Origin of the sequence: Pseudomonas cavernicola (assembly GCF_003596405.1) — a bacterium.
Lineage (GTDB): Bacteria > Pseudomonadota > Gammaproteobacteria > Pseudomonadales > Pseudomonadaceae > Aquipseudomonas > Aquipseudomonas cavernicola.
The window spans coordinates 384,322-408,208 of the sequence record NZ_QYUR01000002.1 but is presented as its reverse complement, the minus strand read 5'-3'; the positions used below and the strand labels follow the sequence as shown (position 1 = coordinate 408,208).

Below are 23,887 nucleotides of genomic sequence, written 5' to 3'. Positions count from 1 at the left end.
AATCCCACCGCCCACGTAGCGGCCGAGTGATCAGGCCAAAGGCCTAGAGCGCGACGACCTTGGACGCCGCGCGCCAGCTCTTACCAGGTATCGACAAACGCGCGCTTCTTGCCTTCGCGCTTGGCCGAGCGCGGCGCCGCGTTGAGGCCACGCAGCAGCCAACTGCGGGTGTCCAGCGGGTCGATCACCGCGTCGATTTCGAGGAAGCTGGCCATGTTGATGCCTTTACCGCTCTGGTAAGCCTTGGCGACCAGTTTGTCGAACAGCTGTTGCCGCTGCGTCAGATCCTCGAGCGCTGCCAGCTCTTTGGCAAAGCCCAGGCGCACTGCGCCCTCCAGACCCATGGCACCGAATTCGCCGCTCGGCCAGGCGATGGTGAACAGCGGCGAGTGGAAGCTGCCGGCGGCCATCGCCTGGGCGCCGAGGCCGTAGCCCTTGCGCAGCACCACGGTAAAGAACGGCACACTCAAGCTCGCGGCGGCGACGAACATGCGCGACACGTGCCGCACCGTGGCCTGTTTTTCCGCCTCCGGGCCGACCATGAAACCGGGGGTGTCGCACAACGACAGCAGCGGCAAATCGAAGGCATCGCACAGCTGCATGAAGCGCGCGGCCTTGTCGCCAGCCGCCGCGTCGATGGCACCGCCCAGATGCGCCGGATTATTCGCCAGTAGGCCAAACGGCTTGCCCTCGATGCGCACGAAGGCAGTGATCAGCCCCGGCGCGAACTGCCGGCGTAGTTCCAGCACCGAGCCGCTGTCGGCCAGGGTTTCCATCACCTGGCGGATGTCATAGACGCGCAGGCGGTTTTCCGGGATCAACTGACGCAGCTCGCGTTGGTCGGCGCACTGCCACTCGCTCAGCGGCCCTTGGAAATAGGCGAGGTACTGCTTGGCTACGCGTACGGCGGCGGCTTCGTCCGCCACCAGCACGTCGATCACCCCATTGGGGCTCTGCACGGTAACCGGACCGACCTGTTCCGGGGTGAAGCTGCCGAGGCCGCCGCCTTCGATCATCGCCGGGCCGGCCATGCCGATGCTGGCGTTCTCGGTGGCGATGATCACGTCGCAGCAGCCGAGCAGCGCGGCGTTGCCGGCGAAGCAGCGGCCGGAGACCACGCCCACCAGTGGCACCAGGCCGGACAGCTTGGCCATGCCGACGAAGGTGTGGCAATCCAGCCCGGCCACGCCGACAAAATCGCTATCGCCGGGCCGGCCGCCGCCGCCCTCGGCAAACAGCACCAGCGGCAGACGCCATTGCTCGGCCAGTTGCAGCATGCGGTCGGTTTTCTTGTGGTTCATCACGCCTTGAGTGCCGGCGAACACCGTGTAGTCGTAGGCAATGGCCATACAGCGCGCGTGCTCGGCGCCGAATTGCGCGGCGTTGACCGTGCCGATACCGCTGACCAGGCCATCGGCCGGGCTCTGCTGGATCAGTTCTTCCACCGAGTTGCGGCGGCGGCGGGCCGCGATGGCCAGGGCGCCGTATTCGATGAAGCTGCCGTTATCCAGCAGGTCATCGAGGTTTTCGCGGGTGGTGCGTTGGCCGGTTTTGCGCCGCTTGGCCACGGCTTGCGGGCGGCGTTCGTCGCGGGTCAGGGCGTGGCGTTCGAATACTTCGGCAAGGTCGGCACGGATGTAGTCGAGGTCGATACTTTCCTCGTTCTGCACCGCGTAATGGCTGACGTCGGCCGGCTCGATGAACAGCAGCGGCTGGCCTTCGAACAGGCTATCGCCGGGTTTGGCCACCAGGGCGCGGACGATGCCACTGTGCTGGGCCTTGACCACGAACTCCATTTTCATCGCCTCCAGCACGGCGATGCTTTGGCCGACGGCCACGCTATCTCCTGGCTGCACGTCGAGGCTGACCACCACGCCGGCAGTCGGCGCCTCCAGGGCCAGGCAACCGACCGGGGCATCCACGGTTTGGCTAGCTTTCTGTGTCGGTGTTGCGGCTTGCGGGAAAAACAGGTGGGGATGGGCTTGCGCTTGCGGCGCCAGCAGCAGGTTGATCTGTTCTTCGACAAAACGCGTGGTCACGCTGTTACTGGCGACCTGCGGCTGGCGCAGCAGGTTTTGCAGGAAGTGGATATTGCTCGCCACCCCTTCCAATCGGAATTCACACAGGGCGCGGTAGGCGCGGCGCAGCACACCGGGGAAATCGCTGGCGGCGTGGACGATCAGCTTGGCCAACAGCGAGTCGTAGCTGCTGCTGGTGGTATAGCCGCTATAGCCGCAGCCATCCACCCGAATGCCGGCGCCGCTGGGCGGTTCGTAGGTGCTGAGCGCACCGGCTGCCGGTTGCACGCTGCCATCAGGGTTCATGCTTTCCAGGTTGATCCGCAGTTGCACGGCAAAGCCGCGCGGGGCGGGGATTTGCGCTTGCTGCAAAGCCAACTGGGCCAGGCTGGCGCCGCCGGCGACGCGTAATTGCGCCTGCACCAGGTCAATGCCGGTCACCGCCTCGGTCACTGTGTGCTCGACCTGCAGGCGCGGGTTGGCTTCCATGAAGACGAAGTCGCCGTTGTCCTCATCGACGAGGAATTCGAAAGTGCCCAGCGTTTTGTAGTTAACCGCTGCGGCCAGTTGCAGCGCGGCCTGGAGGATAGAGTCGCGCAGCGCCGCTGGCAGGTTCGGGCTGGGGGCGATTTCTACCAGCTTCTGATTGCGGCGTTGCAGGGTGCAGTCGCGCTCCCACAGGTGGCTGACCTCGTCGCCATCGCCGATCACCTGCACTTCGATATGCCGGGCATTGCGGATCAGCCGTTCGACATACAGGTCGCCATTGCCGAACGCCGCCTTGGCTTCCGACTGGCAGCGCGCATAGGCCTCGGGCACCTCTTCGGCGCGGTGCACCGCGCGCATGCCGCGCCCGCCACCGCCGGCCAGCGCTTTGATCATCATCGCGCCGCCGGCGCCGAGGCCACTGAAGAAGGCCTGGGCTTCGGCCAGGCTGGTCGGTTGGTTGGTCCCTGCCGCCAGTGGCACACCGCAACGCAGGGCCAGGGCGCGGGCTTGGGTTTTGTCACCGAATCGTTCCAACACTGCGGCTGTCGGGCCGACGAAACAGAGGCCCGCAGCGTGGCAACGGCGGGCGAACTCAGCGTTTTCAGCCAGAAAGCCATAGCCCGGATGAATCGCGTCGCAACTCTGGGCCAGGGCGGCGGCGATCAGCTGATCCATGTCCAGGTAAGTGCTGACCCCACGACCGCGCAGCGCAACGGCTGCGTCGGTTTTGCGGGTGTGCAGCGCGGCTGCGTCGTCCTCGGCATAGACCGACACGCTGCGGATATCCAACTCAGCGGCGGCGCGGGCGATACGGATGGCGATTTCGCCGCGGTTGGCGATCAGCAGGGTCTTGATGGGCATCTGAGCTCCGGTTTTTGTTCTTCGGCATAGCGCTTGGGTCTAGCTTAGGCAGCCTGCATCGGGCAGGGGAAGCTTGCTGCTTGGGGCGAATGCTTGGCCACATGCTGCGCTGATAATGCCGTGTGTGCTTGCTCGGCTTGCAAAGTGGTACGCCGGTACATTAGAAGTGGCGGCCGCTGTTCACTCATAATCCATAACCCGCGGTTGCGACCGCTAAGGCCCTGCGATGCTCGACCTGCTGCACAACCTCGACTGGGTGTTGCCCCTGCGCAACGAGGGGCTGACGCCGCTGATGCGACTCTTCACGTTGCTCGGTTACGAAAAATTCATCTTGTTCTTTTTGCCGCTGGGCTACTGGGCCTGGAGCAAGTCGGTATTTATGCGCTTGTTCGTGCTGGTGGCGATCACGGCGGTATTGAACGCCTACCTGAAGGATCTCTGGCAGGATCCGAGGCCGGATCTGGCCTTGCGCATGGATGATGCCGTGGGCGATAGCTTCGGCATGCCCAGTGGCCATGCGCAGATCGCCGTGGTGCTTTGGCTCTGGCTGGCCTATGAAGTGCGCCGCCCTTGGTTCTGGCTAGTGAGCGGGGTGGTGGTGGCGGGGATCATCTTCAGCCGGCTCTATCTCGGCGCTCATGATCTTGAGGACGTACTGGTAGGGACGCTGCTTGGCGGCGTGACCCTGCTGCTGTTTGCGCAGGTCAAGGACTGGAATTGGTGGCGGCAGGCCAATGCGTTTTGGCATCTGGCGCTGATCACGCTGGTAGCGCTGCTGTGTTACTTCACCTGGCAGGGTGTGGCGCCGAATTATGTGCCGTTGCTTGCGGGCTTGCTGGTCGGGGTGTTGTTCGGTTACCGGCTGGTGGGATTTTCCATGGCAACCCTGTGGTGGAAACGGGCGTTGGCAGCCGCGTTGGGCGCACTGGCGTTTATCGGGTTGCAGGCGCTACTTAAATGGCTGGGCCCGCAGTTGGCGCTGCAACCGTTGCTCTGGCAGGGCATCCGTGGCTTGACCATGGGCTTGTTCGTGGCGGCGTTGATGCCGTGGTTGTTGCTTCGGCTGCGCTTGTTGCCGGCGCGCGCGGATCTTTAAGGCATTGCGCAAATCCGTAGATTGGTGCTGAGCCGAAGGCGATGCCCAACAACCGACCTGCTAGGCCGGGCTGCCAAGCGGGATTCCGTGCATAGGGAGTCGCTGGGCGACTCCTTGTTGGGCATCGCTGCGCTCAGCGCCAACCTACAGATGCCCTAATACCCAGCGTTGTTTATGGCGGCTTAACTGCGCCGTTCGACGATATAGCGCGCCAGCTCGCGCAGCGGTTCGGCGGCTTCGTCAAATGGGCGCAGGGCATGCAGCGCTTGGTCGCGTAGCTCCAGGGCGTAGGCCTTGGCGGTGTCGAGGCCGAGCAGGGCCGGGTAGGTTGGTTTGTCGCGAGCGATATCGGCGCCTTGGCGTTTACCCAGGGTGGCGGTATCGCTTTCGACGTCGAGAATGTCGTCCTGCACCTGGAACGCCAGACCGACCGCCTGGGCGTAGCTCTGCAAGGCTTTCAGCGTTCGCTCATCCGCACGGCCACTGGCCAGCGCGCCAAGGCGCACGCTGGCCTCGATCAGCGCGCCGGTCTTGTGCCGGTGCATGACTTCCAAGGCTTGCTGATCGAGCTTGCGGCCCACCGAGCCGAGGTCGATGGCTTGGCCGCCGACCATCCCGGCGGGGCCGGCGGCAGTGGCCAGGCTGGTGATCATTGTCAGGCGCAGGTTGGCGTCCTGCGGGTTGCGCCGCGGGTCGGCGAGCACTTCGAAGGCCAAGCTCTGCAGGCCGTCACCGGCGAGGATGGCGCTGGCCTCGTCGAAGGCCTTGTGGGTGGTTGGCTGACCGCGACGGAGGTCGTCATCGTCCATCGCCGGCAAGTCGTCATGCACCAGCGAGTAAGCGTGGATCAGCTCGACCGCGCAGGCTGCGCCGTCGGCGCGGCTGATGTCGCCCTCCAGCGCTTCGCAGGCGGCGTACACCAGTAACGGACGCACGCGCTTGCCGCCATTGATCACGCTGTAGCGCATGGCCTGATAAAGCCGCGCCAGTTCGCTGCGCGGGGCCTTGAAGAGGTCTTCCAGCGCCGCGTCGACGCGTGTCTGGCAGCTTTTCTGGTAGGCCGCGATCATGCGGACTGGTCCGCGTCGAAGGGGGCTTCCTCCAGCTCGCCGTCGCGCTCCAGGAGGATCTGCACCTTTTGCTCGGCTTGGGCGAGCGCTGCCTGGCAGTCACGAGTCAAGCGTATGCCTTGCTCGAAGGCGGCTAGCGAGTCTTCCAGCGACAGCTCGCCGTTTTCCAGGCGTTCGACCAGATTTTGTAGGTCGGTGAGGGACTGCTCGAAGTCGAGCGCGGCTTTTTTACGGGCCATGGTGGCGGGTCTCGGCGGCGTTGGAACGGTCGCGACACTAGCAGAGCTCCGCCCCCTGAGCAAATGCGCTGCCGCGGGCTCAGGCAGGGGGTAGGCCGGGCGCGCGGGTTAGTTGGGGATGGTCCTTGCCGAACAGTGTCTGCAGATAGGTTTCCTGCTGGCGTAGGCCGCGCGCTATGAGGAAGTCGCGGCCGTACGGCAAGCAGCGCAACAGGCTGTGCCAGACAAAGCGCGGCGGCCCGCTGAGCAGCGGGTACCAGGGCAGCACCCCGCTCGGCAAACCCAGCGCCTGCATGCCTTCAGCGTTGATGAAGGTGCGCGCGATGCTCAGGTGGATCGCGCGGTTCAGCCGGCCGCGCAGCCAAGGCAGATTGGTGTAGTGGCGCTGCAGCGGTTCGTCGATCAGCGCGGCTCCCAGTTGGCGGCTGCTGGCGTCCGCTGGCGCCTGGGCCAATAGGTTGTGGTAGAGCGCGCGCCTGGCCTGGTTTTCGTCGTCGTGCAGCCAGCTCTCGTCGACGCCCATCAGCCAGGCGATGTAGCGCCAGAGGTGAGTGATCGCCGCGCCGTCGTGACGCGACAGCGGCACGCCGAGCAGGCGCTGGCCGATCAGGAAGATGGCTGAGAAGGCCAGGTAGGTGGCGTGCATGTCACCCTGGTTGATCGGCAGGCCGTAGTAGGCCGGGTCCCAGTCAGTCATGCAGGACACGCGGCGGCGCACCAGGCCATGGATCAGGCGCACCTGCAGGGTGCTGCGGTAGCCGGGCGCGCCGCGGTGCATGCCGCCGGGGCGGGTGCAGTCGATCCACCACTTGGTGGTTTCCGCGACACGCCGTTGCGCGCCTTTCTCCAGCGCGCCGGTGAGGACCAGGGTGCGGTTGATCGCCGAGGCTTGGTAGCCGGCGAGCAGGCCCAGGTCGCGTAGCACGCGCATGCCGGTCAGCCCGGACAGGCCGCAGGCCCGCGCGCCCAGGTGCAGTTGTTCCGGGTCGAGCCAGGCGGGCGGTGCCTCGACCCGGTCGAAGAACTGCCGCAACGGTTGCGGGGCGTCATCCAGGGCGTCGATACCCTCGTTCACCGCGTGGTCGTAGAGCTGCTTGCCATGGCCCAGGCCGACGCCCTGCATCCACTCGATCAGCCTGTCCATCGGCTCGTCGCCCTGCAGCAAGGACTCGCCGATCGCCTGCCACTCGCTGGCATCGGGCTCGGCCTGGCCCTTGATGAAACGGCGGATGGGCGCGGCGGTGCGCTGCGCGAGGGCCAGGTCGGCGCCATGGCGGGCGGGAATGCGGATGGCTGGCTGGGGCATGTTCATACCTTGGTTGGTTGTGCGGGCATGGGGTCTAGTTACGCTTACGCTATTGCGAGTTTTTGCTCGCAAACAACTCGCGTACGGGAGGCGGTATGAGGAAGCAGCCGACACAGAAACGCTCGAGCGAGATGGTAGTGGCCCTGCTCGATGCGACAGTGCTGGAGCTGGGCGAGCGTGGTCTGGACTGTCTCACCACCAACCACATCGCCCGCCGTGCCGGGGCCAGCATCGGCTCGCTTTATCAGTACTTCGACAGCAAGGAGGCGTTGATCGAAGCCTTGCTGCAGCGCCAGGCCGGCCGGCTCATGGCGGTTGTGCACCAGCGTCTGCGGCCGTTGCTCGGCAGCGATGTCAGGACCGTCACGCGCGCCATCCTGCAAGGTATCTTCGAGCAGGTCGAACAGGACAAGGGGCTGCGCGAACTGGTGCGGCACAGGCACCACCTGCACTCCAGCGCGGTGTTCCAGGCCCTGGAGAAGGACATGACCGAAGTGTGCCGGCAATACCTAATGCGCCACGTCGACGAATACCGCATCGACAATCTGCCGGCCACGCTGTTCGTGCTGATCAACTCGGTGCAGTACACCACGGCGCGCTACTTCAGCCTGGAGCCGCTGTTGCTCGAGCGCGACGAAGTGATCGAGGCCCTGACCCGGATGGTCGAGTCGCTCTGCTTGTCGTGGAAGGTCTAGCCTGACGATCAGCCGGCGAAATAGGTGGTCCAGAAGCCGTAGTAGAGGGGCATGCTGCCGCCGACCAGGATGACGAAGGCGTGCATCAGCGCCGCCGGTTTGCAGCAACAGACCGCCGCACAAGCCGGCGAGCAGTAGCGGACCAGGTAGCGGCCGAGCGGGCGCAGCGAATCGCGCGTGGCCCTGGCACCGGCCAGGCTAGCAGACCACAGCGCCACGGCTTGGTGGCGTTGGCGGTCATCAGCGGCAGGCTGGCGGCGACTAGGGCTGGGGGAAGGAGAAAAAGGTGCCGCCACTGGCCAGGGCGTTCATGCCGCCGGCAGCGAAGCCGGCGAGAACCTGTAGGTAAAGATCAGGAATTGGCATCGACCGTGCTCGCACCAAAAGGAGGCAAGAGTAAAACCTGACCACCTGACCACCCAAGTACGACCAAAGATCTGAATTGCAGGCATAAAAAAGCCGGCTTGTGGCCGGCCTTTCGGGGGTGGGTTTGGCTTATTTTTGGTAAGCCGCAACCGCCTTAAGAATTTCGGCGCGGGCCGCGTCGGCATTGCCCCAGCCTTCAACTTTGACCCATTTGCCTTTCTCGAGATCTTTGTAGTTCTCGAAGAAGTGCTTGATCTGCTCCAGCAGCAGGGCCGGCAGGTCGGTGTATTCCTGCACGTCTTTGTACAGCACGGACAGTTTGTCGTGCGGTACGGCGAGCAGCTTGGCGTCACCGCCGGCTTCGTCGGTCATGTGCAGTATGCCAACCGGGCGCGCGCGGATCACCGAGCCTGGGGCCACCGGATACGGGGTCACCACCAGCACGTCGAGGGCGTCGCCGTCGTCTGCCAAGGTGTTGGGAATGTAGCCGTAGTTGGCCGGGTAGAACATCGGCGTGGCCATGAAACGGTCGACGAACAGGCAATCGCTGTCCTTGTCGATTTCGTATTTGATCGGCGCGTGGTTGGCCGGAATCTCAATGGCGACGTAGATGTCGTTCGGCAGGTCTTTGCCGGCCGGGATCTTGCTGTAGCTCATGGGTGATGTTTCCTGGGTTGGCCAAACAGGCTTTGACCTCTAAGGCTCAGGTCAAAAAGTGGGCGCGATTATAGGCATATTCCCCGGCCGTTACCATGCTTGAGCGCTTAGCCTTTGGTCGCGTGGGGATAACCGGGTTGGCTGGCCTGCAATAGGCGCAAGCGCGCCAGCGGGTCTTGCCGGTAGAAGGCTTGCAGTTGCGCGTACACCGCGGGGTATGCGCTTTCCAGCAAATCCGGGGCGCTGAAGAAGTATTCGCTGGTGACGGCGAAGAACTCGCCGGGGTTTTCCGCAGCGTAAGGATCGATCGGCGTGTGCGCATCCGAATGCCGGTCGAGGCGGGCATTCAAGTCGTCATAAGCGCTCTGCATGGCGCTGGCCCAGTCTTCGAGGCGCATATCGCTGTGTAGCGGCGGCAGGCCGTTGGCGTCGCCGTTGAGCATGTCGAGCTTGTGCGCCAGTTCGTGGATCACCAGGTTGTAAGCCTCCCAGCCGCCGCTGCCGAGCACGCCGGGCCAGGCCAGAATCACAGGGCCTTGTTGCCAGGCTTCGCCACTGTGCTGGCCCTGCCACTCATGCACCACACCGCTGGAATCGCGATGGCGCTGCGGGCTGACGAAGTCATCCGGGTAGAGCACCAGTTCGTGAAAACCCTGATACCAGTCCAGGTCGGCCAGGTGCAGCAGGGGGAGTTGCGCTTGGGCGGCCAGCAGCAGTCGCTCCTCGGCACCCAATTCGACGCCGGGCAGCGAGGTCAGGTGCTTGGTATGCAGAAACAGCACGGCACGCTGGCGCAGGCGCTGATCCTCAGCGGCGCTCAGGCCGTCGAGAATCGGCAAGCGTTGGTGCACGCGAGCCCAGAGGGCGGGATCAAGCGGATGTTTGGCGAGGATGCGGCGGTGGCGCCAGGAGCGGAGAAACCACATAGGCGCTGGCTCGTCAGTTGGGTTGTTTGGCGTGGTTGCTGGACGGTGTCGGGTGCAAGCGATGGTGCAGCCAGCCGATCAGCATCGGCAGCAGGGACAGGCCGATGATGGCGATGATCACCAGCGTGAGGTTCTGCTTGATAAAGGGCACATTGCCGAAAAAGTAACCGAGGGTGATCAGGCCGCCGACCCAGGCCAGGGTGCCAGCCACGCTGAATGCGAGGAAACGTGGGTAGGGCATCTTGCCAACGCCGGCGACGAAGGGCGCGAAGGTCCGCACGATTGGCAGAAAGCGCGCCAGAGTCACGGTTTTACCGCCGTGGCGATCGTAGAAGTCGTGGGTGCGTTGCAGGTAGTCGCGGCGGAAGATTTTCGACGTCGGGTTGCGGAACAAGCGTTCGCCGACGGTACGGCCGATCACGTAGTTGGTGCTGTCACCACTGATCGCCGCCAGCATCAACAGCCCGGCCAGCAGGACCGGGTCCATGCTGCCGCTAGCGCAGACGGCGCCGGCGATAAACAGCAGGGAGTCGCCGGGCAGGAAGGGCGTCACCACCAGGCCGGTCTCGCAGAAGAGGAAGATCACCAGAAACAGGATGGCGTAGAATCCGACGCAAATAATTCGCGACTAGCAAGTCCAGGTAGACGTGTAGGTGGAGGATGAGGTCAAGCGGGGTTTTGAATCCATGGTAACGCCTGTTTCGCTGCGCCGGGGAGTCGATGCACGGGCCTGGACGGGGCGGGCGCTGATCCGGCATTATAAGGGCAAGGCTAAGTCGCTACGTTCCAGTTTTGGTTGCAGCCGATGTCCGATCTTACGACGAAGGGCTGTTGGGTGCTGCGGGCGAGTGGCGCGTTAGCCATGTGTAAAGACGGTGGCTTGCCTACGGCCTTGGATTAGCGGTTTGTGCGGATGACAGCCGGCGCGCCTATTGGGTGCGGCCGATACTGCGCGGCAAGCCTTCCAGGGTTTGCCCGTGGACGAGGGCTGTCCAGCGTAGCCTGGAGCCGTGCATTAGCAGGCCGTTGAAAAAACTACTGCGGGCTTGCGGCGCTAATACGGCGTTGAACTCAGGCTCAAAATGCTCGATTTACAGCACGTAAACTGTGCTTTTGACTCGCTACGCTTCGCCCCTGCGTGGGCCAGCTGTGGCCTGTTACTTTCCGCCTTCGGCTGCGTTGCGTCCTTGTCTAAGCCTTCGCTCGGCTACATTTCTTCAACGGCCTGTTAGCGCTTCAGTCCCGCCCGTTGATCGGTAGCACGTCAGGCTCTTGAACTGAGTGTCTTTCGCGAAAACGATCGACTCGTACACCTTCTGCGCCCTTCGTTGTTGCTGCTGGGTGGATACGCGCATGCGCACGGCTGGGTCTCTTTTGGCCATCTTCTTGGCGGTTTGCAGCAGAGCGGTCGCGACAACTGGCGGCGGGCGTCTTCGGCGACGAAGATGTCGTGAGAATCCACACGCGTTTCAGCGACAGCGAGGAGTAACTCGGGTAGAGCTGGCAGAAGCCGAGCAGCTTGTCATCGTCATCGGCCAACGCCATGTAGATCACGGACTCTTTGCGGCGTAGGCGTTTTTCGAGAAATTTTTTCGACGAATCGGGATAAGGCAGCTCGCCATAAAATTCGCGGTATCTGACGAATAGCGGGGTCAGCAGATCCAGATGCTCCAGGGTGGCTTGGACGATGCGCATGAGAGGCCTCGGCTGCAATTGAATGGGGCAAGGCTGGCAGTGCAGGTGTTATGCCAGCGGTCGAATCGATGCTGCCTAAAGCATATAGAAAGCGCAATCCAAGCAAGCGTTTGATTTTTTCGGATGAGTCAAAAGCCTTTTGCCTGGTTTCGCCCTGCTCGGTTTGCGGCACGAAGGAGAGGCTGCGTTTATCAGCGTGCTCTGCTCGCGAAACGTGGTCGGGGGGATGGCCCCCATCGCGAGCAGCGCTCGCTCCTGGATTAGCTGATCAGCTCGCGTTCTTTGGATTTTTCGGCTCCGCAAGGAGGAAGTTAGTCGTCATGCCCTGGCCTTCTACGGACGTCAGGGTCTGCACTTCGGCCTCATCCTTCAGGTTGACTCCAGACAGCTGGCGCCGACACGCCTCGCGCATCAGGTAGAGCAGGCGATGCGCGGCCATGCCGTAGCTCAAGCCTTCCAGGCGCACGTTGGAGATGCAGTTGCGGTAGGCATCGGTCAGCCCGACCTTGGGCGCATAGGTGAAGTACAAACCGAGGCTGTCCGGCGAGCTCAGACCGGGGCGTTCGCCGATCAGGATCACCACCATGCGGGCACCGAGCAGTTCGCCGACTTCATCGGCCACCGCGACCCGGCCCTGTTCCACCAATATCACCGGCGATAGCGACCAGCCTTCGGTCAGCGCCTGCTCCTCCATGCGTGCGAGAAACGGCAGGGTATGCCGGTGCACGGCGAGTGCCGAAAGGCCGTCCGCCACGACTATCGCCAGGTCGACTCCGCCGGGGGTGGCCTGGGCGTAGTCGCGCAACTGTTGCGCCGAGGCGGCATTCAGGCGACGGCCAAGATCAGGCCGTTGCAGGTAGCTGTGGCGGTCGCTGGCAGCGCTGTGCAGCAGCAAACTGGCGCGGCCGCGCTCGGCCAGTTGTGCGCTGAGACCGGGATGATCGAACGGCAGGTGCACGGCGTCGCGCGCCTGCGCGTGGGCATATTGAAAGTCCAACTGCACGTCGGTCGGCAGGCTGGTGCCGGCGCGCCCGAGGGCGATCCGCGCCGGGGTCAGGCGGCGCAGTTCTTGCCAGGGGTTGTCGGTGGCGCCGGAGATAGGGCTGTCGTCATTCATTATCTGTTCTCGATGCTTTTGTAGGCGCGAGGGAAGCTCTGTTGGGGCGCCGATTCGCGAGCAGAGCTCACTCCTACAGGTTCAGCGTTAGCTCAACTGTGCCAGCGCCTGGCGGAACGCCGGCGGCAGATTGTCGCCGAAGCGTACACGGCCGTCGGCCTGGGTGAAGATGCCCATGCGTTGCAGCCAGGCCGCGAATTCCGGCGCCGGTTTCAAGCCGAGAGTCTGCCGCGCATAGAGCGCGTCGTGGAACGAGGTGGTCTGGTAATTGAGCATGATGTCGTCGGAGCCGGGGATGCCCATGATGAAGTTGATGCCAGCCACACCGAGCAGCGTCAGCAGCATGTCCATGTCGTCCTGATCGGCCTCGGCGTGGTTGGTGTAGCAGATATCGCAACCCATCGGCACGCCGAGCAGCTTGCCGCAGAAGTGATCCTCCAGCCCGGCGCGGATGATCTGCTTGCCGTTGTAGAGATACTCCGGGCCGATGAAGCCGACCACGGTGTTCACCAGAAACGGCTTGAAGTGTCGGGCCACCGCATAGGCACGGGTCTCGCAGGTCTGCTGGTCGATGCCATGGTGGGCGTTGGCCGACAGCGCGCTGCCCTGGCCGGTCTCGAAGTACATAAGGTTGTTGCCGAGGGTGCCGCGCTTCTGTGAAAGCCCGGCCTCGTAGCCTTCCTGCAGTACATTCAGGTTGATACCGAAACTGGCGTTCGCCGCCTCGGTGCCGGCGATCGACTGGAACACCAGATCCAGCGGCACGCCGCGCTCGATTGCGGCGATCGAGGTGGTGACGTGGGTCAGGACGCAGGCCTGGGTCGGGATTTCATAACGCTGGATGATCGCGTCGAGCATCTCCAGCATGGCGCAGATCGAGGCGATGCTGTCGGTGGCCGGGTTGATGCCGATCATGGCGTCGCCGTTGCCATACAGCAGGCCGTCGAGGATGCTCGCGGCGATCCCGGCCGGTTCGTCGGTCGGGTGGTTCGGCTGCAGGCGGGTGGATAGACGCCCCTGTAGCCCGAGGGTGCCACGAAAGCGAGTGACCACGCGGATCTTCTGCGCCACCAGGACCAAGTCCTGCACACGCATGATCTTCGATACCGCGGCGGCCATCTCCGGCGTCAGGCCGGGAGCGAGGGCGCGTAGGCTGGCCTCATCGGCGTGATCGCTGAGCAGCCAGTCGCGCAAACCGCCGACGGTCAGGTGGCTGACGGCGGCAAACGCCTGGGGATCGTGGCTGTCGATGATCAACCGGGTGACTTCGTCCTCTTCGTAGGGGATCAGCACCTCGTCGAGGAAGTGTTTGAGCGGGATGTTGGCCAGCGCCATCTGTGCGGCGACACGTTCGCCATCGTTGCTCGCGGCCACACCGGCGAGAAAATCGCCGGAGCGGGCGGGGCTGGCTTTGGCCATGACGTCCTTGAGGCTGTCGAAGCGGTAGGTTTCCACACCGACGGAATGGGAAAAACGGGCCATGCGCGGGTACTCCTGAAACGGCTCGTCATCGCTATAAAAGGCAAACCGCACGACGCTTATAGCATGGGCGGTTGCCTGCACCTGAATGGAGCCTCTGCCGGGCCTGGGCCCGACAGAGGTGCAGCTTACAACCTGTTCAATATCTGCCTGAGCTGCGCTCGACTAGATTTTGAACAGGTTCTTAAGCTCCGGTCAGCATGGCGTCAGCTGGGGCGCTGGAGCGCTGATGAGCGGTCAGTTGGAAGTAGAGGAAGCCCGCGGCCATGAAACCGAGGAAGATCAGGCCGATCAGCGTGTTGAACCAAGCCATCGCCACCAGGCAGACCACCGCCAGCAGCAGCGCGATACCCGGCACAATCGGGTAGCCCGGTGCGCGGAAGGTGCGCTCCAGATTCGGCTCGGTCTGGCGCAGTTTGAACAGGCTGAGCATGCTGATGATGTACATCACGATGGCGCCGAACACCGACATGGTGATCATCGCGGCGGTCAGGGTCATGCCTTGCAGGTTGATCAAACCATCGCTGTAGATGGCTGCGATGCCGATCACGCCGCCGGCGATGATCGCCCGGTGAGGGGTCTGGAAGCGGTTCAGCTTGGCCAGGCCGGCCGGCAGGTAACCGGCGCGCGCGAGGGCGAAGAACTGCCGCGAGTAGCCGAGGATAATGCCGTGGAAACTCGCCACCAGGCCGAATAGGCCGATCCACACCAGCATATGCATCCAGGTGGAGTTGTCACCGACCACGGCTTTCATCGCTTGCGGCAGCGGGTCGTTGATATTCGACAGTTGGCGCCAGTCGCCCACGCCGCCGGCCATGACCATCACGCCGAGCGCCAGGAACACCAGGGTCAGAATGCCGCTGACGTAGGCTCTGGGGATGGTGCGTTTCGGGTCTTTGGCTTCTTCGGCGGCCATTGCGGCGCCCTCGATGGCGAGAAAGAACCAGATGGCGAAGGGGATCGCCGCGAAAATCCCGGAAATCGACGCGCTGCTGAAGGTGTCGGAGCCGGCCCAGCCGTTCAGCGCGAAGTTGCTGAAGCTGAAGCCTGGCGCGACCACGCCCATGAACACCAGCAATTCGGCGACCGCCAGTACCGTCACCACCAGTTCAAAGGTGGCGGCGATGCTGACGCCGAGGATGTTCAGGGTCATGAACACGAAGTAGGCGCCGACCGCCGCGTGTTTCGGGTCGAGCTCCGGAAACTGCACGTTCAGATAGGCGCCGATGGCCATGGCAATCGCCGGTGGCGCGAAGACGAACTCGATCAGTGTGGCGATCCCGGCGATCAATCCGCCTTTTTCACCAAAGGCGCGCCGGCTGTAGGCGAACGGGCCTCCGGCGTGGGGAATGGCGGTGGTCAGCTCGGTGAAGCTGAAAATGAAGCAGGTGTACATCGCCGCCACCATCAGTGCGGTGACGAGAAAACCCAGCGTACCGGCGGTGCCCCAGCCGTAGCTCCAGCCGAAGTACTCGCCGGAAATCACCAGGCCGACGGCGATACCCCATAGATGCAGGGTGCCGAGTGTAGGTTTGAGTGTCGTTGTTGTAGTCATTGCTTACCCGCCCTGAGAGTTGAACAGACCAAGAGACCCACGGATGCACGCAACGCCCATGCCAGCTGCAACAAGTTGTTACGACTGGCAGGGCAGGCTGCGGTTTTAGCTATGCAGAAGGCGTTTCCAGACTTTTATGCGCAGTCCGGCTCTTAGAAGAACCCCAGCGGGTTGATGTCGTAGCTGACCAGCAGGTTCTTGGTCTGCTGGTAGTGTTCCAGCGCCACTTTGTGGGTTTCGCGGCCGACCCCGGACTTCTTGTAACCGCCAAACGCCGCGTGCGCCGGGTACAGGTGGTAGCAGTTGGTCCACACCCGCCCGGCCTTGATCGCCCGGCCCATGCGGTAGGCGCGGTTGATGTCGCGGGTCCAGAGGCCGGCGCCGAGGCCGAACTCGGTGTCGTTGGCGATCGCCAGGGCTTCGGCTTCGTCCTTGAAGGTGGTCACGCCGACCACCGGGCCGAAGATCTCTTCCTGGAACACGCGCATCTTGTTGTGGCCCTTGAGCAGGGTCGGCTGGATGTAATAGCCGCCGCCCAGGCTGCCGGCAAGCTGTTCCACGCCGCCGCCGGTGAGCAGTTCGGCGCCTTCCTGCTTGGCGATCTCCAGGTAGGCGAGGATCTTGTCGAACTGCTGCTCGGAGGCCTGGGCGCCGACCATGGTCTCGGTGTCCAGCGGGTCGCCGCGCTTGATCTGTTCGACCTTCTTCATCACCTCGGCCATGAACGCCGGGTAGATCGACTCCTGCACCAGCGCCCGCGACGGGCAGGTGCAAACCTCGCCCTGGTTGAAGAACGCCAGCACCAGGCCTTCGGCGGCTTTTTCGATAAAGCTCGGCTCGGCCTGCATGATGTCTTCGAAGAAGATGTTCGGCGACTTGCCGCCCAACTCGACGGTGGAGGGGATGATGTTCTCCGCCGCGCACTTGAGGATGTGCGCGCCAACCGGGGTCGAGCCGGTGAAGGCGATCTTGGCGATGCGCTTGCTGGTCGCCAGCGCCTCGCCGGCTTCCTTGCCGAAGCCCTGCACCACGTTGAGCACGCCGGCCGGCAGCAGATCGCCGATCAGCTCCAGCAGCACGCTGATGCCCAGCGGGGTTTGTTCGGCCGGCTTGAGCACCACGCAGTTGCCGGCGGCCAGCGCCGGGGCCAGCTTCCAGGCGGCCATCAGCAGCGGGAAGTTCCACGGGATGATCTGCCCGACCACGCCCAGCGGTTCATGGATGTGGTAGGCCACGGTGTTGCCGTCGATCTCGGCGGCGCCGCCTTCCTGGGCGCGCAGGCAGCCGGCGAAGTAGCGGAAGTGGTCGGCGGCCAGCGGAATGTCGGCATTCAGGGTCTCGCGCACGGCCTTGCCGTTGTCCCAGGTTTCGGTGACGGCGAGCACTTCGAGGTTGGCTTCGATGCGGTCGGCGATCTTCAGCAGGATGCCCGAACGCTCCTGCACCGAGGTCTTGCCCCAGGCCGCGGCGGCGGCATGCGCGGCGTCCAGCGCGCGCTCGATGTCGGCGGCGCTCGAGCGCGGGAACTCGGCGATCGGCTGGCCGTTGACCGGCGAGAGGTTGGTGAAGTACTGGCCGTTGACCGGCGCGACGAACTCGCCGCCGATGTAGTTGCCGTAACGGGCCTTGAAGGCAACGATGGCGCCGTCGGTACCGGGGTGGGCGTAACGCATGGTGAGATTCTCCTGGCTTTTGTGCTTATTGGGGAGGACGCGCCTGGGGCGCTTGCCAGTTAGAGAGCAAGGGTTGGGCCAGACTGCGGGAAAGGGCGGAACAGAGCGGCTCGCTGATGTTTGAGGATGGCGTGGATGAGCAGCTTTGTGGCGGACCTGGGACAGCGGCGGGTGACACTTTGTCCCAGTCTCGATACAGCCCATGACCTGCTGGTCAAGCCGCGATTGCTATGCTCATGACCCTGGGCGATGCTGCGAAAAAGTGCCCGCGCTGACGGCGCACGGGGCTGTCGCCCAATCCCCCACGGCGGAGAACAATAACAATGCCTGCGAATCATCTCAGTCGTCACACGCAGCAGGTGCTGACGGTGGCGCAAGGCAAGGCCCAGTCGGCTGGGCCGGCGGCGGATCCGTCGATCGCCCGCTCCTGGCTGCGCTGCCTGGAGGACTACCACCTCGACCCGGCGCTGACCATGGCGCCGACGGTGCTGGAGCACGCGCGCGTACTCGAGTGCCGCGAGCGCTTGCAGCAGGTGCTGGAAATCGCCAGCGGCGAGATGAGCAGCCTGCATCAGCAACTTTCCGGCTCCGGTCACGCGGTGCTGCTGACCGACGCCCGCGGGGTGATCCTCAACAGCGTCACCGCCGCCGCCGAGCGCAAGACCTTCGAGCGCGCCGGGCTCTGGCTCGGCGCCGATTGGAGCGAGGCCTGCGAGGGCACTAATGGGATCGGCACCTGCCTGATCGAGCGGCAAGCCCTGACGATTCACCAGGATGAGCATTTCCGTGGCCGGCACACCGGGCTGACCTGCTCGGCGAGCCCGGTGTTCGACTCCCAAGGCGATTTGCTCGCCGTTCTGGACGTCTCCTCGGCGCGCCATGAGGTTTCGCGGCAGAGCCAGTTCCACACCATGGCGCTGGTCAATCTGTCGGCGAAGATGATCGAGAGCTGCTATTTCCTCCGCCGTTTCGAAGGGCAGTGGCTGCTGCGCTTTCACCTGCAGGCCGAGTACGTCGGGCTGTTCAGCGAAGGCCTGCTGGCGTTCGACGGCGACGGGCGGATTAGCGCGGTCAACCAGAGTGCGATGAACCTGTTGGGCCGCACTCGGGCGAATTTGCTCGGGCAGCCGGTCGAGGCGTTTTTCGATTGCCGGCTGGATGAACTGCTCGGCCGCGCCAGTCCGCAACCGAGTGCCAGCTGGCCGTTGCGGGCGCGCAATGGGCGGGCCTTGTTCGCCATGCTGCGGGGTGTGCCGCGCAGCGTACCGATGCCTATAGCACGACCGACTCTGGCTGGGCCTGCCGTGGCTGCGCCGTCTCTATGCCTGGGCGATGCGGCGCTGCAAAGCGATTTTCGCCGGGCCTTGCGGGTCTTCGAGCGCGATGTGCCGTTGCTGATTAATGGCGAGACCGGCTCCGGTAAAGAAGCCTTTGCCAAGGCCGTTCACCAGGCCAGCTCACGGGCCGACAAGGCGTTCGTCGCGCTGAACTGCGCGGCGATTCCCGAGACGCTGATCGAGAGCGAGCTGTTCGGCTATCGTGGTGGCAGCTTCACCGGCGCGCGTAAGGAAGGCATGCGCGGTAAGTTGCAGCAGGCCGATGGCGGCACCTTGTTCCTCGACGAAATCGGCGATATGCCGCTGGCGCTGCAAACCCGCTTGCTGCGGGTGCTGGAAGATCGCCTGGTGGTGCCGATCGGGGGCGAGCCGCAAGAAGTGAATGTGCGCATCATCAGCGCGACTCACCGCGAGCTGGGCGAGCGGGTGCAGGCCGGCACCTTCCGCGAAGACCTGTTTTACCGGCTCAACGGGCTGGTGCTCAATCTGCCGTCGTTGCGCGCGCGCACCGATCGGCTGGAGTTGCTCGAGCATCTGCTGGCGGAAGAGGCGCGCGGGCAGAACATTTATCTGGAGGACAGCGCCCGTCAGGCCCTGCTCGACTATGCCTGGCCCGGCAATGTCCGCCAGCTGCGTAACGTGCTGCGCACGCTGACGGCTCTCTGTGAGGATGACTGCGTACGCCTGGCGGATCTACCGCTGGAAATCCGTCAGGCCCTGCCGCAGGCGTCGGAGCATGAGACGAACTCGGCCAGTCCGCTGGAAGATGCTGAGCGCTCTGCCTTGCTCGCGGCATTGGAAGGCCAGCGCTGGCACATGACGCGCGCGGCGGAGCAGTTGGGCATCAGTCGCAATACGCTGTATCGCAAGCTGCGCAAACATGCGATTGCGCGGGATCAGCACACCTGAGTGCGTGTCCCCGGGCGCGCAGTGGCAAAGCGCAAAACCTGTAGGCGCCCACGCGCATTTAGGTCGTAGGCTGGGTAGAGCGTTAGCGAAACCCAGCATTTGCAGCGATTGAGCCGGGTTTCGCCCGCAGGGCTCTACCCAGCCTACAACTGCTGCCATTCCCCTACCGTCCAGTGACAGCGCTCTGGCCCCCCATGGTTGCGTGCGGTAACCTGCCGGCCAGTTTCTTCGGGCTGCGCCGCCCGCTTTCGAGGTCGCCTTCAAGGTAAATCATGCACATCCATATTCTGGGCATTTGCGGCACCTTCATGGGCTCGCTGGCCGTTCTCGCGAAAGAGCTGGGCCATCGGGTGACCGGTTCCGACGCCAACGTTTACCCGCCGATGAGCACCCAGTTGCAGGCTCAAGGCATCGAGCTGACTCAGGGCTACGATCCCGCCCAGCTGGAGCCGGCGCCGGACCTGGTGGTGATCGGCAACGCCCTGTCGCGCGGTAACCCGGCGATCGAATATGTGCTGAACAAGGGCTTGCCCTATGTCTCCGGGCCGCAGTGGCTGGCCGACCATGTGCTGCAAGGGCGCTGGGTGTTGGCGGTGGCCGGCACGCACGGCAAGACCACCACCAGCGGCATGCTCGCCTGGGTGTTGGAATACGCTGGCATGAGCCCGGGCTTTTTGATCGGCGGGGTGCCGCAGAATTTTGCCGTGTCCGCACGCCTCGGTGGCACGCCGTTCTTCGTGGTCGAGGCCGATGAGTACGACAGCGCCTTCTTCGACAAGCGGTCGAAGTTCGTCCATTACCGTCCGCGCACCGCAATCCTGAATAACCTGGAGTTCGATCACGCCGACATCTTCCCTGATCTGGCGGCCATCGAGCGACAGTTCCATCATCTGGTGCGCACCATCCCGAGCGACGGCCTGGTGATCTATCCGCAGGCCGAGACCGCGCTCAAGCGGGTGATCGAGATGGGCTGCTGGACGCCAGTGCAGACCACCGGTGATGCCGGTCAATGGCAGGCCAAATTGCTCAGCGAAGACGGTTCGCGTTTCGAGGTGCTGTTCGACGGTGCGCTGCAAGGCGTGGTCGAGTGGCAACTGACCGGCCAACACAACGTCGCCAACGCCTTGGCCTGCCTGGCTGCCGCGCGCCATGTCGGCGTGGTGCCGGGGCAAGGCATCGCCGCGCTGAGCGAGTTCAAGAATGTCAAACGGCGGATGGAGAAGGTCGCCGAGGTCAACGGCATCACGATCTATGACGACTTCGCCCATCACCCGACGGCGATTGCCACCACCCTCGACGGTCTGCGCAAGCGGGTGGGCGACGCCAAGCTGATTGCGATCATCGAACCACGCTCCAATTCGATGAAGCTCGGTGCACACCGCGACGGCTTGCCGGACTCGGTCAAGCAGGCCGATCAGGTGTTCTGGTTCGCGCCGGCCAACCTCGGTTGGGATCTGGCGGCGACCACGGCGACCTGCGCGGTGCCCTCGCAGGTGTGTGATTCGCTGGAGGCGATCATCGCCGCAGTTAAAGCCCAGGCGCAGCCGGGCACTCAGGTGGTGATCATGAGTAACGGTGGTTTCGGCGGCCTGCACGGCAAGCTCGCCACGGCCCTGGAGAGCTGAGATGAGCGGTCCGGAACGCATCACCCTGGCCATGACCGGCGCCTCCGGCGCTCAGTACGGCCTGCGCCTGCTCGATTGTCTGGTACAGGAAGAACGTGAGGTGCATTTCCTGATTTCCAAGGCGGCGCAGTTGGTGCTGGCCACGGAGACGGACGTGACCCTGCCGACTAAACCGCAGGCGATGCAGGCGTTTCTCAGCGAGTACACCGGAGCGGCGGCGGGGCAGATTCGCGTGTACGGCAAGGAAGACTGGATGGCCCCAGTGGCCTCCGGCTCCGGTGCGCCCAGCGCGATGGTGATAGTGCCGTGCTCGACTGGCACACTCTCGGCCATCGCCACGGGGGCCTGCAATAACCTGATCGAGCGTGCGGCGGATGTGGTGCTGAAAGAGCGCCGGCAACTGATTCTGGTGCCGCGCGAGGCGCCGTTCTCCAGCATTCATCTGGAGAACATGCTCAAGCTGTCGAACCTCGGTGCGGTGATCCTGCCGGCGGCGCCGGGCTTCTACCATCAGCCGCAGACCATCGATGACCTGATCGACTTCGTTGTCGCACGGATCCTCAACGTCCTCAACATCCCGCAGGATATGCTGCCGCGTTGGGGCGAGCACCATTTGAGCAGTGATGATTAGGCTTCTGTTGATTCTGCTGCTGGCGGGCAACCTATTCGGTTGCGCAACCGCACGCACGTTGAACGCGGCCAAGCCTGGCGCGCCGCTGGTGTATGCCGGGACGCGCCTGGATTGGTACTCGCTGAATGGCGGCTGCTGTCCGCTGGATCGTTTTGGTGCCGAGGCGCCGAAGTACGCGGGCTTCGACCTGCCCGCCAGCGCGTTGCTGGATACTCTGCTGCTACCGCTTTCGCTGGCGGCGGCGCTGGGTATCGATTTGGGTGTGTCGGGCGGGTATTAGCGATCTTGCGATCTAGAGCCGATCAATCGGCCCAGCCGGAATAGACATAGGTCATCGGCTTGGGGCCTTTCAGGTAGCGGGTGTCCAGCTCACCGATGTGAAAGCCGCCGGCGCTGAGCAGCGCCGGAATATCACGGTTCAAGTGGCAGCCACCGGCCAACGGTTTCCACAGCGGTGTCAGCCGATTCTGCCAGCGCACCACCGGCAGATCCGGCGCCAAACCATGTTCGCAAAACAGCAGGCGACCGCCGGGTTTGAGCACTCGGCGCATCTCTTGCAGTGCCGCCACGGCATCCGGAATCGTACACAGGGTAAAGGTGCAAACGATGCTGTCGAAGCTGGCAGCGGCGGCCTGGATCTGTCCCAGCTCCAGCGGGATCATCTCGACCGCAATGGCTATCCGGGCCGCGCGTTCGCGGGCCAAGGTTTGCATTTCGGCCGCCGGGTCGACGCCGACAATCCTGCTCACTTTGGCCGGGTCATAAAATTCGAGATTCAGGCCGCTACCAATGCCGATCTCCAGCACCCGCCCGTGGGCCTGCGGGACAATCTTCGAACGGGCCTTCATCACTGCGCCCATGCCGCAGGCGAAGTCGATCAGGTGCGGCAGGATGTGACGGCTGTAGAGACCCATAGGTAATTCCGCTAGTCGACGGGAGCATGACCATAGCAAGCTCGGCTGTCGGCGGCTGCGGGCTATTCGGTCAAAGTGGCGGATGCTGAATCAGGTTTTTTCATCCAGGCGCTAACACGGCCGACTCGCTTAAGCGTCTTCAGCGTCTTCAGCGTCCCAGGCCTGCTCGGAGTTGTCAGCCGTCACCCCGGACAGGCACTTGAGCTCGTGCGTGCCGCTGCTGCCTGTGAGGTTCCAGCTCTGCGTCGCCGGCGAGAAGGTCGCGGCCAGCAGTTCGGCTCGGGAGAACTGCCATTTGCGCAGGGTGCGCCCGTCCATGCACTCAATCGCCAGCGCGCGCTCGGCGTTCTGCTGGGCGTCCAGGGCCAGCTCGAACTGCCAGGCGTACAGGCCATCAATCTCAAGCATGTCGGCCGCTTCAAGCGCGACGAGGAGGTTTGCGGGAGAGGTGCTCATGGTGCGGGATCTCATCTGAAAATTAACTGACGCCGTGCACGTCAGGAGAATTGTGCGGTGTCTCGAAGGATTGAAGTTTTACACCCGGGTGACGGGTGCGTTTAGCGTCCGAGCTTTCTGAGCTCGTCCGACTCGACGATGCGCACCCCGTCCTGTTCTTCCAGGGCTAAGCGCCAGAGCGCGCGGGCCAGGGTGCAGGCATGGATGCCGCGATATTTGCCTGGAGCCCAGCGCATCAGCGGTGCGGCCAGGCGTTCGCCGAGGCGGAACTCGTTTCGGGTGCCCAGCAGCAGGGACGGTCGGGCGATCGTCAGTTGCGGCCAGTCCTGCGCCTTCAAGGCTTCTTCAAGCTCGCCTTTGACGCGGTTGTAGAACACCGAGGAGTTGGCGTCGGCCCCTAGCGCACTGATCACCAGGAAGTGTCGGGCGCCGAGGGCGCGGGCACGTTGGCTGACCGCCAGTACCAGGTCGTGATCGACTGCGCGGAAGGCTTCCTGCGAGCCGGCCTGTTTCAGCGTGGTGCCGAGGCAGCAGAAGGCTGTATCCAGCAGGCCGGTCAGCAGTGGCAGCAAGGCCGGCAGCTCGCCCAGCGGGTTATCCAGGCGTGGATGCTCAGCCAGTGGCCGTCGGGTCGGCGCCAGCACGCGCGTCACCGTTGGTTCGTTGAGCAGGCGATCGAGCAAGTGCTCGCCAGTCAGGCCGGTGGCACCGGCGAGCAGGATATGCTGGGGCGTCAGGTACATGAATTGTGTCTCTCCGCAGTTACAGGTGAG

19 protein-coding genes and 3 pseudogenes are annotated in these 23,887 nt (G+C 63.9%); 6 read left to right on the top strand and 16 right to left on the bottom strand.

The genetic code is table 11. The features are described 5' to 3' along the window. Positions 1-80: 80 nt before the first annotated feature. A complete protein-coding gene (locus tag D3879_RS02185; RefSeq protein WP_119952496.1) occupies positions 81-3,368 on the bottom strand; it encodes an acetyl-CoA carboxylase family protein in 3,288 nt (1,095 codons plus the stop codon). A 226-nt stretch (positions 3,369-3,594) separates the two neighbouring features. On the opposite strand from D3879_RS02185, the gene D3879_RS02180 reads away from it, so the two are divergent. After that, positions 3,595-4,464, top strand: a complete 870-nt coding sequence (locus D3879_RS02180) for a phosphatase PAP2 family protein (RefSeq protein WP_119952495.1) — start codon at positions 3,595-3,597, stop codon at positions 4,462-4,464. Between the two features lie 182 nt (positions 4,465-4,646). Here the strand turns inward: D3879_RS02180 and ispA are convergent, their stop codons facing one another. The 3 genes from ispA to D3879_RS02165 form a co-directional block, all read right to left on the bottom strand. Continuing rightward, positions 4,647-5,534, bottom strand: a complete 888-nt coding sequence (ispA, locus tag D3879_RS02175) for a (2E,6E)-farnesyl diphosphate synthase (RefSeq protein ID WP_119952494.1) — start codon at positions 5,532-5,534, stop codon at positions 4,647-4,649. Beyond that, positions 5,531-5,773, bottom strand: a complete 243-nt coding sequence (locus D3879_RS02170; protein WP_119952493.1) for an exodeoxyribonuclease VII small subunit — start codon at positions 5,771-5,773, stop codon at positions 5,531-5,533. Before D3879_RS02170 ends, ispA begins: the two co-directional genes overlap by 4 nt. A 79-nt stretch (positions 5,774-5,852) precedes the next feature. Further along, a complete protein-coding gene (locus tag D3879_RS02165; RefSeq protein WP_119954861.1) occupies positions 5,853-7,079 on the bottom strand; it encodes an oxygenase MpaB family protein in 1,227 nt (408 codons plus the stop codon). A gap of 95 nt (positions 7,080-7,174) precedes the next feature. Here D3879_RS02165 and D3879_RS02160 point away from each other — a divergent pair, with 95 nt between their 5' ends. After that, on the top strand, positions 7,175-7,774 hold the full coding sequence (locus D3879_RS02160) for a TetR/AcrR family transcriptional regulator (protein WP_119952492.1): 600 nt from the start codon (positions 7,175-7,177) through the stop codon (positions 7,772-7,774). Between the two features lie 84 nt (positions 7,775-7,858). On the opposite strand, the pseudogene D3879_RS02155 reads toward D3879_RS02160, so the two are convergent. The 9 genes and pseudogenes from D3879_RS02155 to exaC form a co-directional block, all read right to left on the bottom strand. Then, positions 7,859-8,140, bottom strand: a pseudogene (locus D3879_RS02155) (sulfite exporter TauE/SafE family protein); the annotation flags it as partial. A gap of 129 nt (positions 8,141-8,269) precedes the next feature. Next, the gene (gene ppa, locus D3879_RS02150; RefSeq protein WP_119952491.1) at positions 8,270-8,797 is read right to left on the bottom strand and encodes an inorganic diphosphatase; all 528 of its coding nucleotides are present in this window, start codon (positions 8,795-8,797) and stop codon (positions 8,270-8,272) included. A 107-nt stretch (positions 8,798-8,904) separates the two neighbouring features. After that, positions 8,905-9,723 (bottom strand): M90 family metallopeptidase, encoded by an 819-nt coding sequence (locus D3879_RS02145; RefSeq protein WP_119952490.1) that lies wholly within the window; start codon positions 9,721-9,723, stop codon positions 8,905-8,907. A 13-nt stretch (positions 9,724-9,736) separates the two neighbouring features. Continuing rightward, a pseudogene (locus D3879_RS02140) lies at positions 9,737-10,445 on the bottom strand (DedA family protein). Between the two features lie 495 nt (positions 10,446-10,940). Then, positions 10,941-11,418, bottom strand: a pseudogene (locus tag D3879_RS02135) (GNAT family N-acetyltransferase). Between the two features lie 268 nt (positions 11,419-11,686). Continuing rightward, complete coding sequence (gene eutC / locus D3879_RS02130) at positions 11,687-12,535, bottom strand: ethanolamine ammonia-lyase subunit EutC (RefSeq protein WP_119952489.1); 849 nt, start codon at positions 12,533-12,535, stop codon at positions 11,687-11,689. An 87-nt stretch (positions 12,536-12,622) separates the two neighbouring features. After that, the gene (locus D3879_RS02125; RefSeq protein WP_119952488.1) at positions 12,623-14,017 is read right to left on the bottom strand and encodes an ethanolamine ammonia-lyase subunit EutB; all 1,395 of its coding nucleotides are present in this window, start codon (positions 14,015-14,017) and stop codon (positions 12,623-12,625) included. Between the two features lie 181 nt (positions 14,018-14,198). Next, entirely contained in the window at positions 14,199-15,569 is a 1,371-nt protein-coding gene (eat, locus tag D3879_RS02120) for an ethanolamine permease (RefSeq protein ID WP_119952487.1), read from the bottom strand. A 152-nt stretch (positions 15,570-15,721) separates the two neighbouring features. Further along, on the bottom strand, positions 15,722-17,242 hold the full coding sequence (gene exaC, locus D3879_RS02115) for an acetaldehyde dehydrogenase ExaC (protein WP_119952486.1): 1,521 nt from the start codon (positions 17,240-17,242) through the stop codon (positions 15,722-15,724). A 323-nt stretch (positions 17,243-17,565) separates the two neighbouring features. Here exaC and D3879_RS02110 point away from each other — a divergent pair, with 323 nt between their 5' ends. The 4 genes from D3879_RS02110 (at position 17,566) to D3879_RS02095 (ending at position 22,024) form a co-directional block, all read left to right on the top strand. Further along, the gene (locus D3879_RS02110) at positions 17,566-19,488 is read left to right on the top strand and encodes a sigma-54-dependent Fis family transcriptional regulator (RefSeq protein ID WP_119952485.1); all 1,923 of its coding nucleotides are present in this window, start codon (positions 17,566-17,568) and stop codon (positions 19,486-19,488) included. A gap of 272 nt (positions 19,489-19,760) precedes the next feature. Further along, positions 19,761-21,113, top strand: a complete 1,353-nt coding sequence (gene mpl, locus D3879_RS02105) for a UDP-N-acetylmuramate:L-alanyl-gamma-D-glutamyl-meso-diaminopimelate ligase (protein WP_119952484.1) — start codon at positions 19,761-19,763, stop codon at positions 21,111-21,113. A gap of 1 nt (position 21,114) precedes the next feature. Continuing rightward, positions 21,115-21,744: a flavin prenyltransferase UbiX gene (gene ubiX, locus D3879_RS02100; protein WP_119952483.1), complete on the top strand. Its 630-nt coding sequence runs from the start codon at positions 21,115-21,117 to the stop codon at positions 21,742-21,744. Then, positions 21,734-22,024 carry a YceK/YidQ family lipoprotein gene (locus D3879_RS02095; protein WP_420800898.1) on the top strand — a complete coding sequence of 97 codons (291 nt, stop codon included), beginning with the start codon at positions 21,734-21,736 and terminating at the stop codon, positions 22,022-22,024. The genes ubiX and D3879_RS02095 overlap by 11 nt, the downstream gene beginning before the upstream one ends. Before the next feature lie 22 nt (positions 22,025-22,046). Here D3879_RS02095 and D3879_RS02090 read toward each other — a convergent pair whose 3' ends face one another. From D3879_RS02090 to D3879_RS02080, 3 genes are all read right to left on the bottom strand, one after another. Then, positions 22,047-22,658, bottom strand: a complete 612-nt coding sequence (locus D3879_RS02090) for a class I SAM-dependent methyltransferase (RefSeq protein WP_119952481.1) — start codon at positions 22,656-22,658, stop codon at positions 22,047-22,049. 129 nt (positions 22,659-22,787) lie between these two features. After that, the gene (locus D3879_RS02085) at positions 22,788-23,114 is read right to left on the bottom strand and encodes a DUF5629 family protein (protein WP_119952480.1); all 327 of its coding nucleotides are present in this window, start codon (positions 23,112-23,114) and stop codon (positions 22,788-22,790) included. Positions 23,115-23,215: 101 nt separating this feature from the next. Beyond that, complete coding sequence (locus tag D3879_RS02080) at positions 23,216-23,857, bottom strand: oxidoreductase (RefSeq protein WP_119952479.1); 642 nt, start codon at positions 23,855-23,857, stop codon at positions 23,216-23,218. Positions 23,858-23,887 lie beyond the last annotated feature (30 nt).

What these genes read in the sequence shown, in the direction of transcription:
- D3879_RS02185 (WP_119952496.1), bottom strand. Translation starts at nt 3,368, where the DNA reads ATGCCCATCAAGACCCTGCTGATCGCCAACCGCGGCGAAATCGCCATC.
- D3879_RS02180 (WP_119952495.1), top strand. Translation starts at nt 3,595, where the DNA reads ATGCTCGACCTGCTGCACAACCTCGACTGGGTGTTGCCCCTGCGCAAC.
- ispA (WP_119952494.1), bottom strand. Translation starts at nt 5,534, where the DNA reads ATGATCGCGGCCTACCAGAAAAGCTGCCAGACACGCGTCGACGCGGCG.
- D3879_RS02170 (WP_119952493.1), bottom strand. Translation starts at nt 5,773, where the DNA reads ATGGCCCGTAAAAAAGCCGCGCTCGACTTCGAGCAGTCCCTCACCGAC.
- D3879_RS02165 (WP_119954861.1), bottom strand. Translation starts at nt 7,079, where the DNA reads ATGCCCCAGCCAGCCATCCGCATTCCCGCCCGCCATGGCGCCGACCTG.
- D3879_RS02160 (WP_119952492.1), top strand. Translation starts at nt 7,175, where the DNA reads ATGAGGAAGCAGCCGACACAGAAACGCTCGAGCGAGATGGTAGTGGCC.
- ppa (WP_119952491.1), bottom strand. Translation starts at nt 8,797, where the DNA reads ATGAGCTACAGCAAGATCCCGGCCGGCAAAGACCTGCCGAACGACATC.
- D3879_RS02145 (WP_119952490.1), bottom strand. Translation starts at nt 9,723, where the DNA reads ATGTGGTTTCTCCGCTCCTGGCGCCACCGCCGCATCCTCGCCAAACAT.
- eutC (WP_119952489.1), bottom strand. Translation starts at nt 12,535, where the DNA reads ATGAATGACGACAGCCCTATCTCCGGCGCCACCGACAACCCCTGGCAA.
- D3879_RS02125 (WP_119952488.1), bottom strand. Translation starts at nt 14,017, where the DNA reads ATGGCCCGTTTTTCCCATTCCGTCGGTGTGGAAACCTACCGCTTCGAC.
- eat (WP_119952487.1), bottom strand. Translation starts at nt 15,569, where the DNA reads ATGACTACAACAACGACACTCAAACCTACACTCGGCACCCTGCATCTA.
- exaC (WP_119952486.1), bottom strand. Translation starts at nt 17,242, where the DNA reads ATGCGTTACGCCCACCCCGGTACCGACGGCGCCATCGTTGCCTTCAAG.
- D3879_RS02110 (WP_119952485.1), top strand. Translation starts at nt 17,566, where the DNA reads ATGCCTGCGAATCATCTCAGTCGTCACACGCAGCAGGTGCTGACGGTG.
- mpl (WP_119952484.1), top strand. Translation starts at nt 19,761, where the DNA reads ATGCACATCCATATTCTGGGCATTTGCGGCACCTTCATGGGCTCGCTG.
- ubiX (WP_119952483.1), top strand. Translation starts at nt 21,115, where the DNA reads ATGAGCGGTCCGGAACGCATCACCCTGGCCATGACCGGCGCCTCCGGC.
- D3879_RS02090 (WP_119952481.1), bottom strand. Translation starts at nt 22,658, where the DNA reads ATGGGTCTCTACAGCCGTCACATCCTGCCGCACCTGATCGACTTCGCC.
- D3879_RS02085 (WP_119952480.1), bottom strand. Translation starts at nt 23,114, where the DNA reads ATGAGCACCTCTCCCGCAAACCTCCTCGTCGCGCTTGAAGCGGCCGAC.
- D3879_RS02080 (WP_119952479.1), bottom strand. Translation starts at nt 23,857, where the DNA reads ATGTACCTGACGCCCCAGCATATCCTGCTCGCCGGTGCCACCGGCCTG.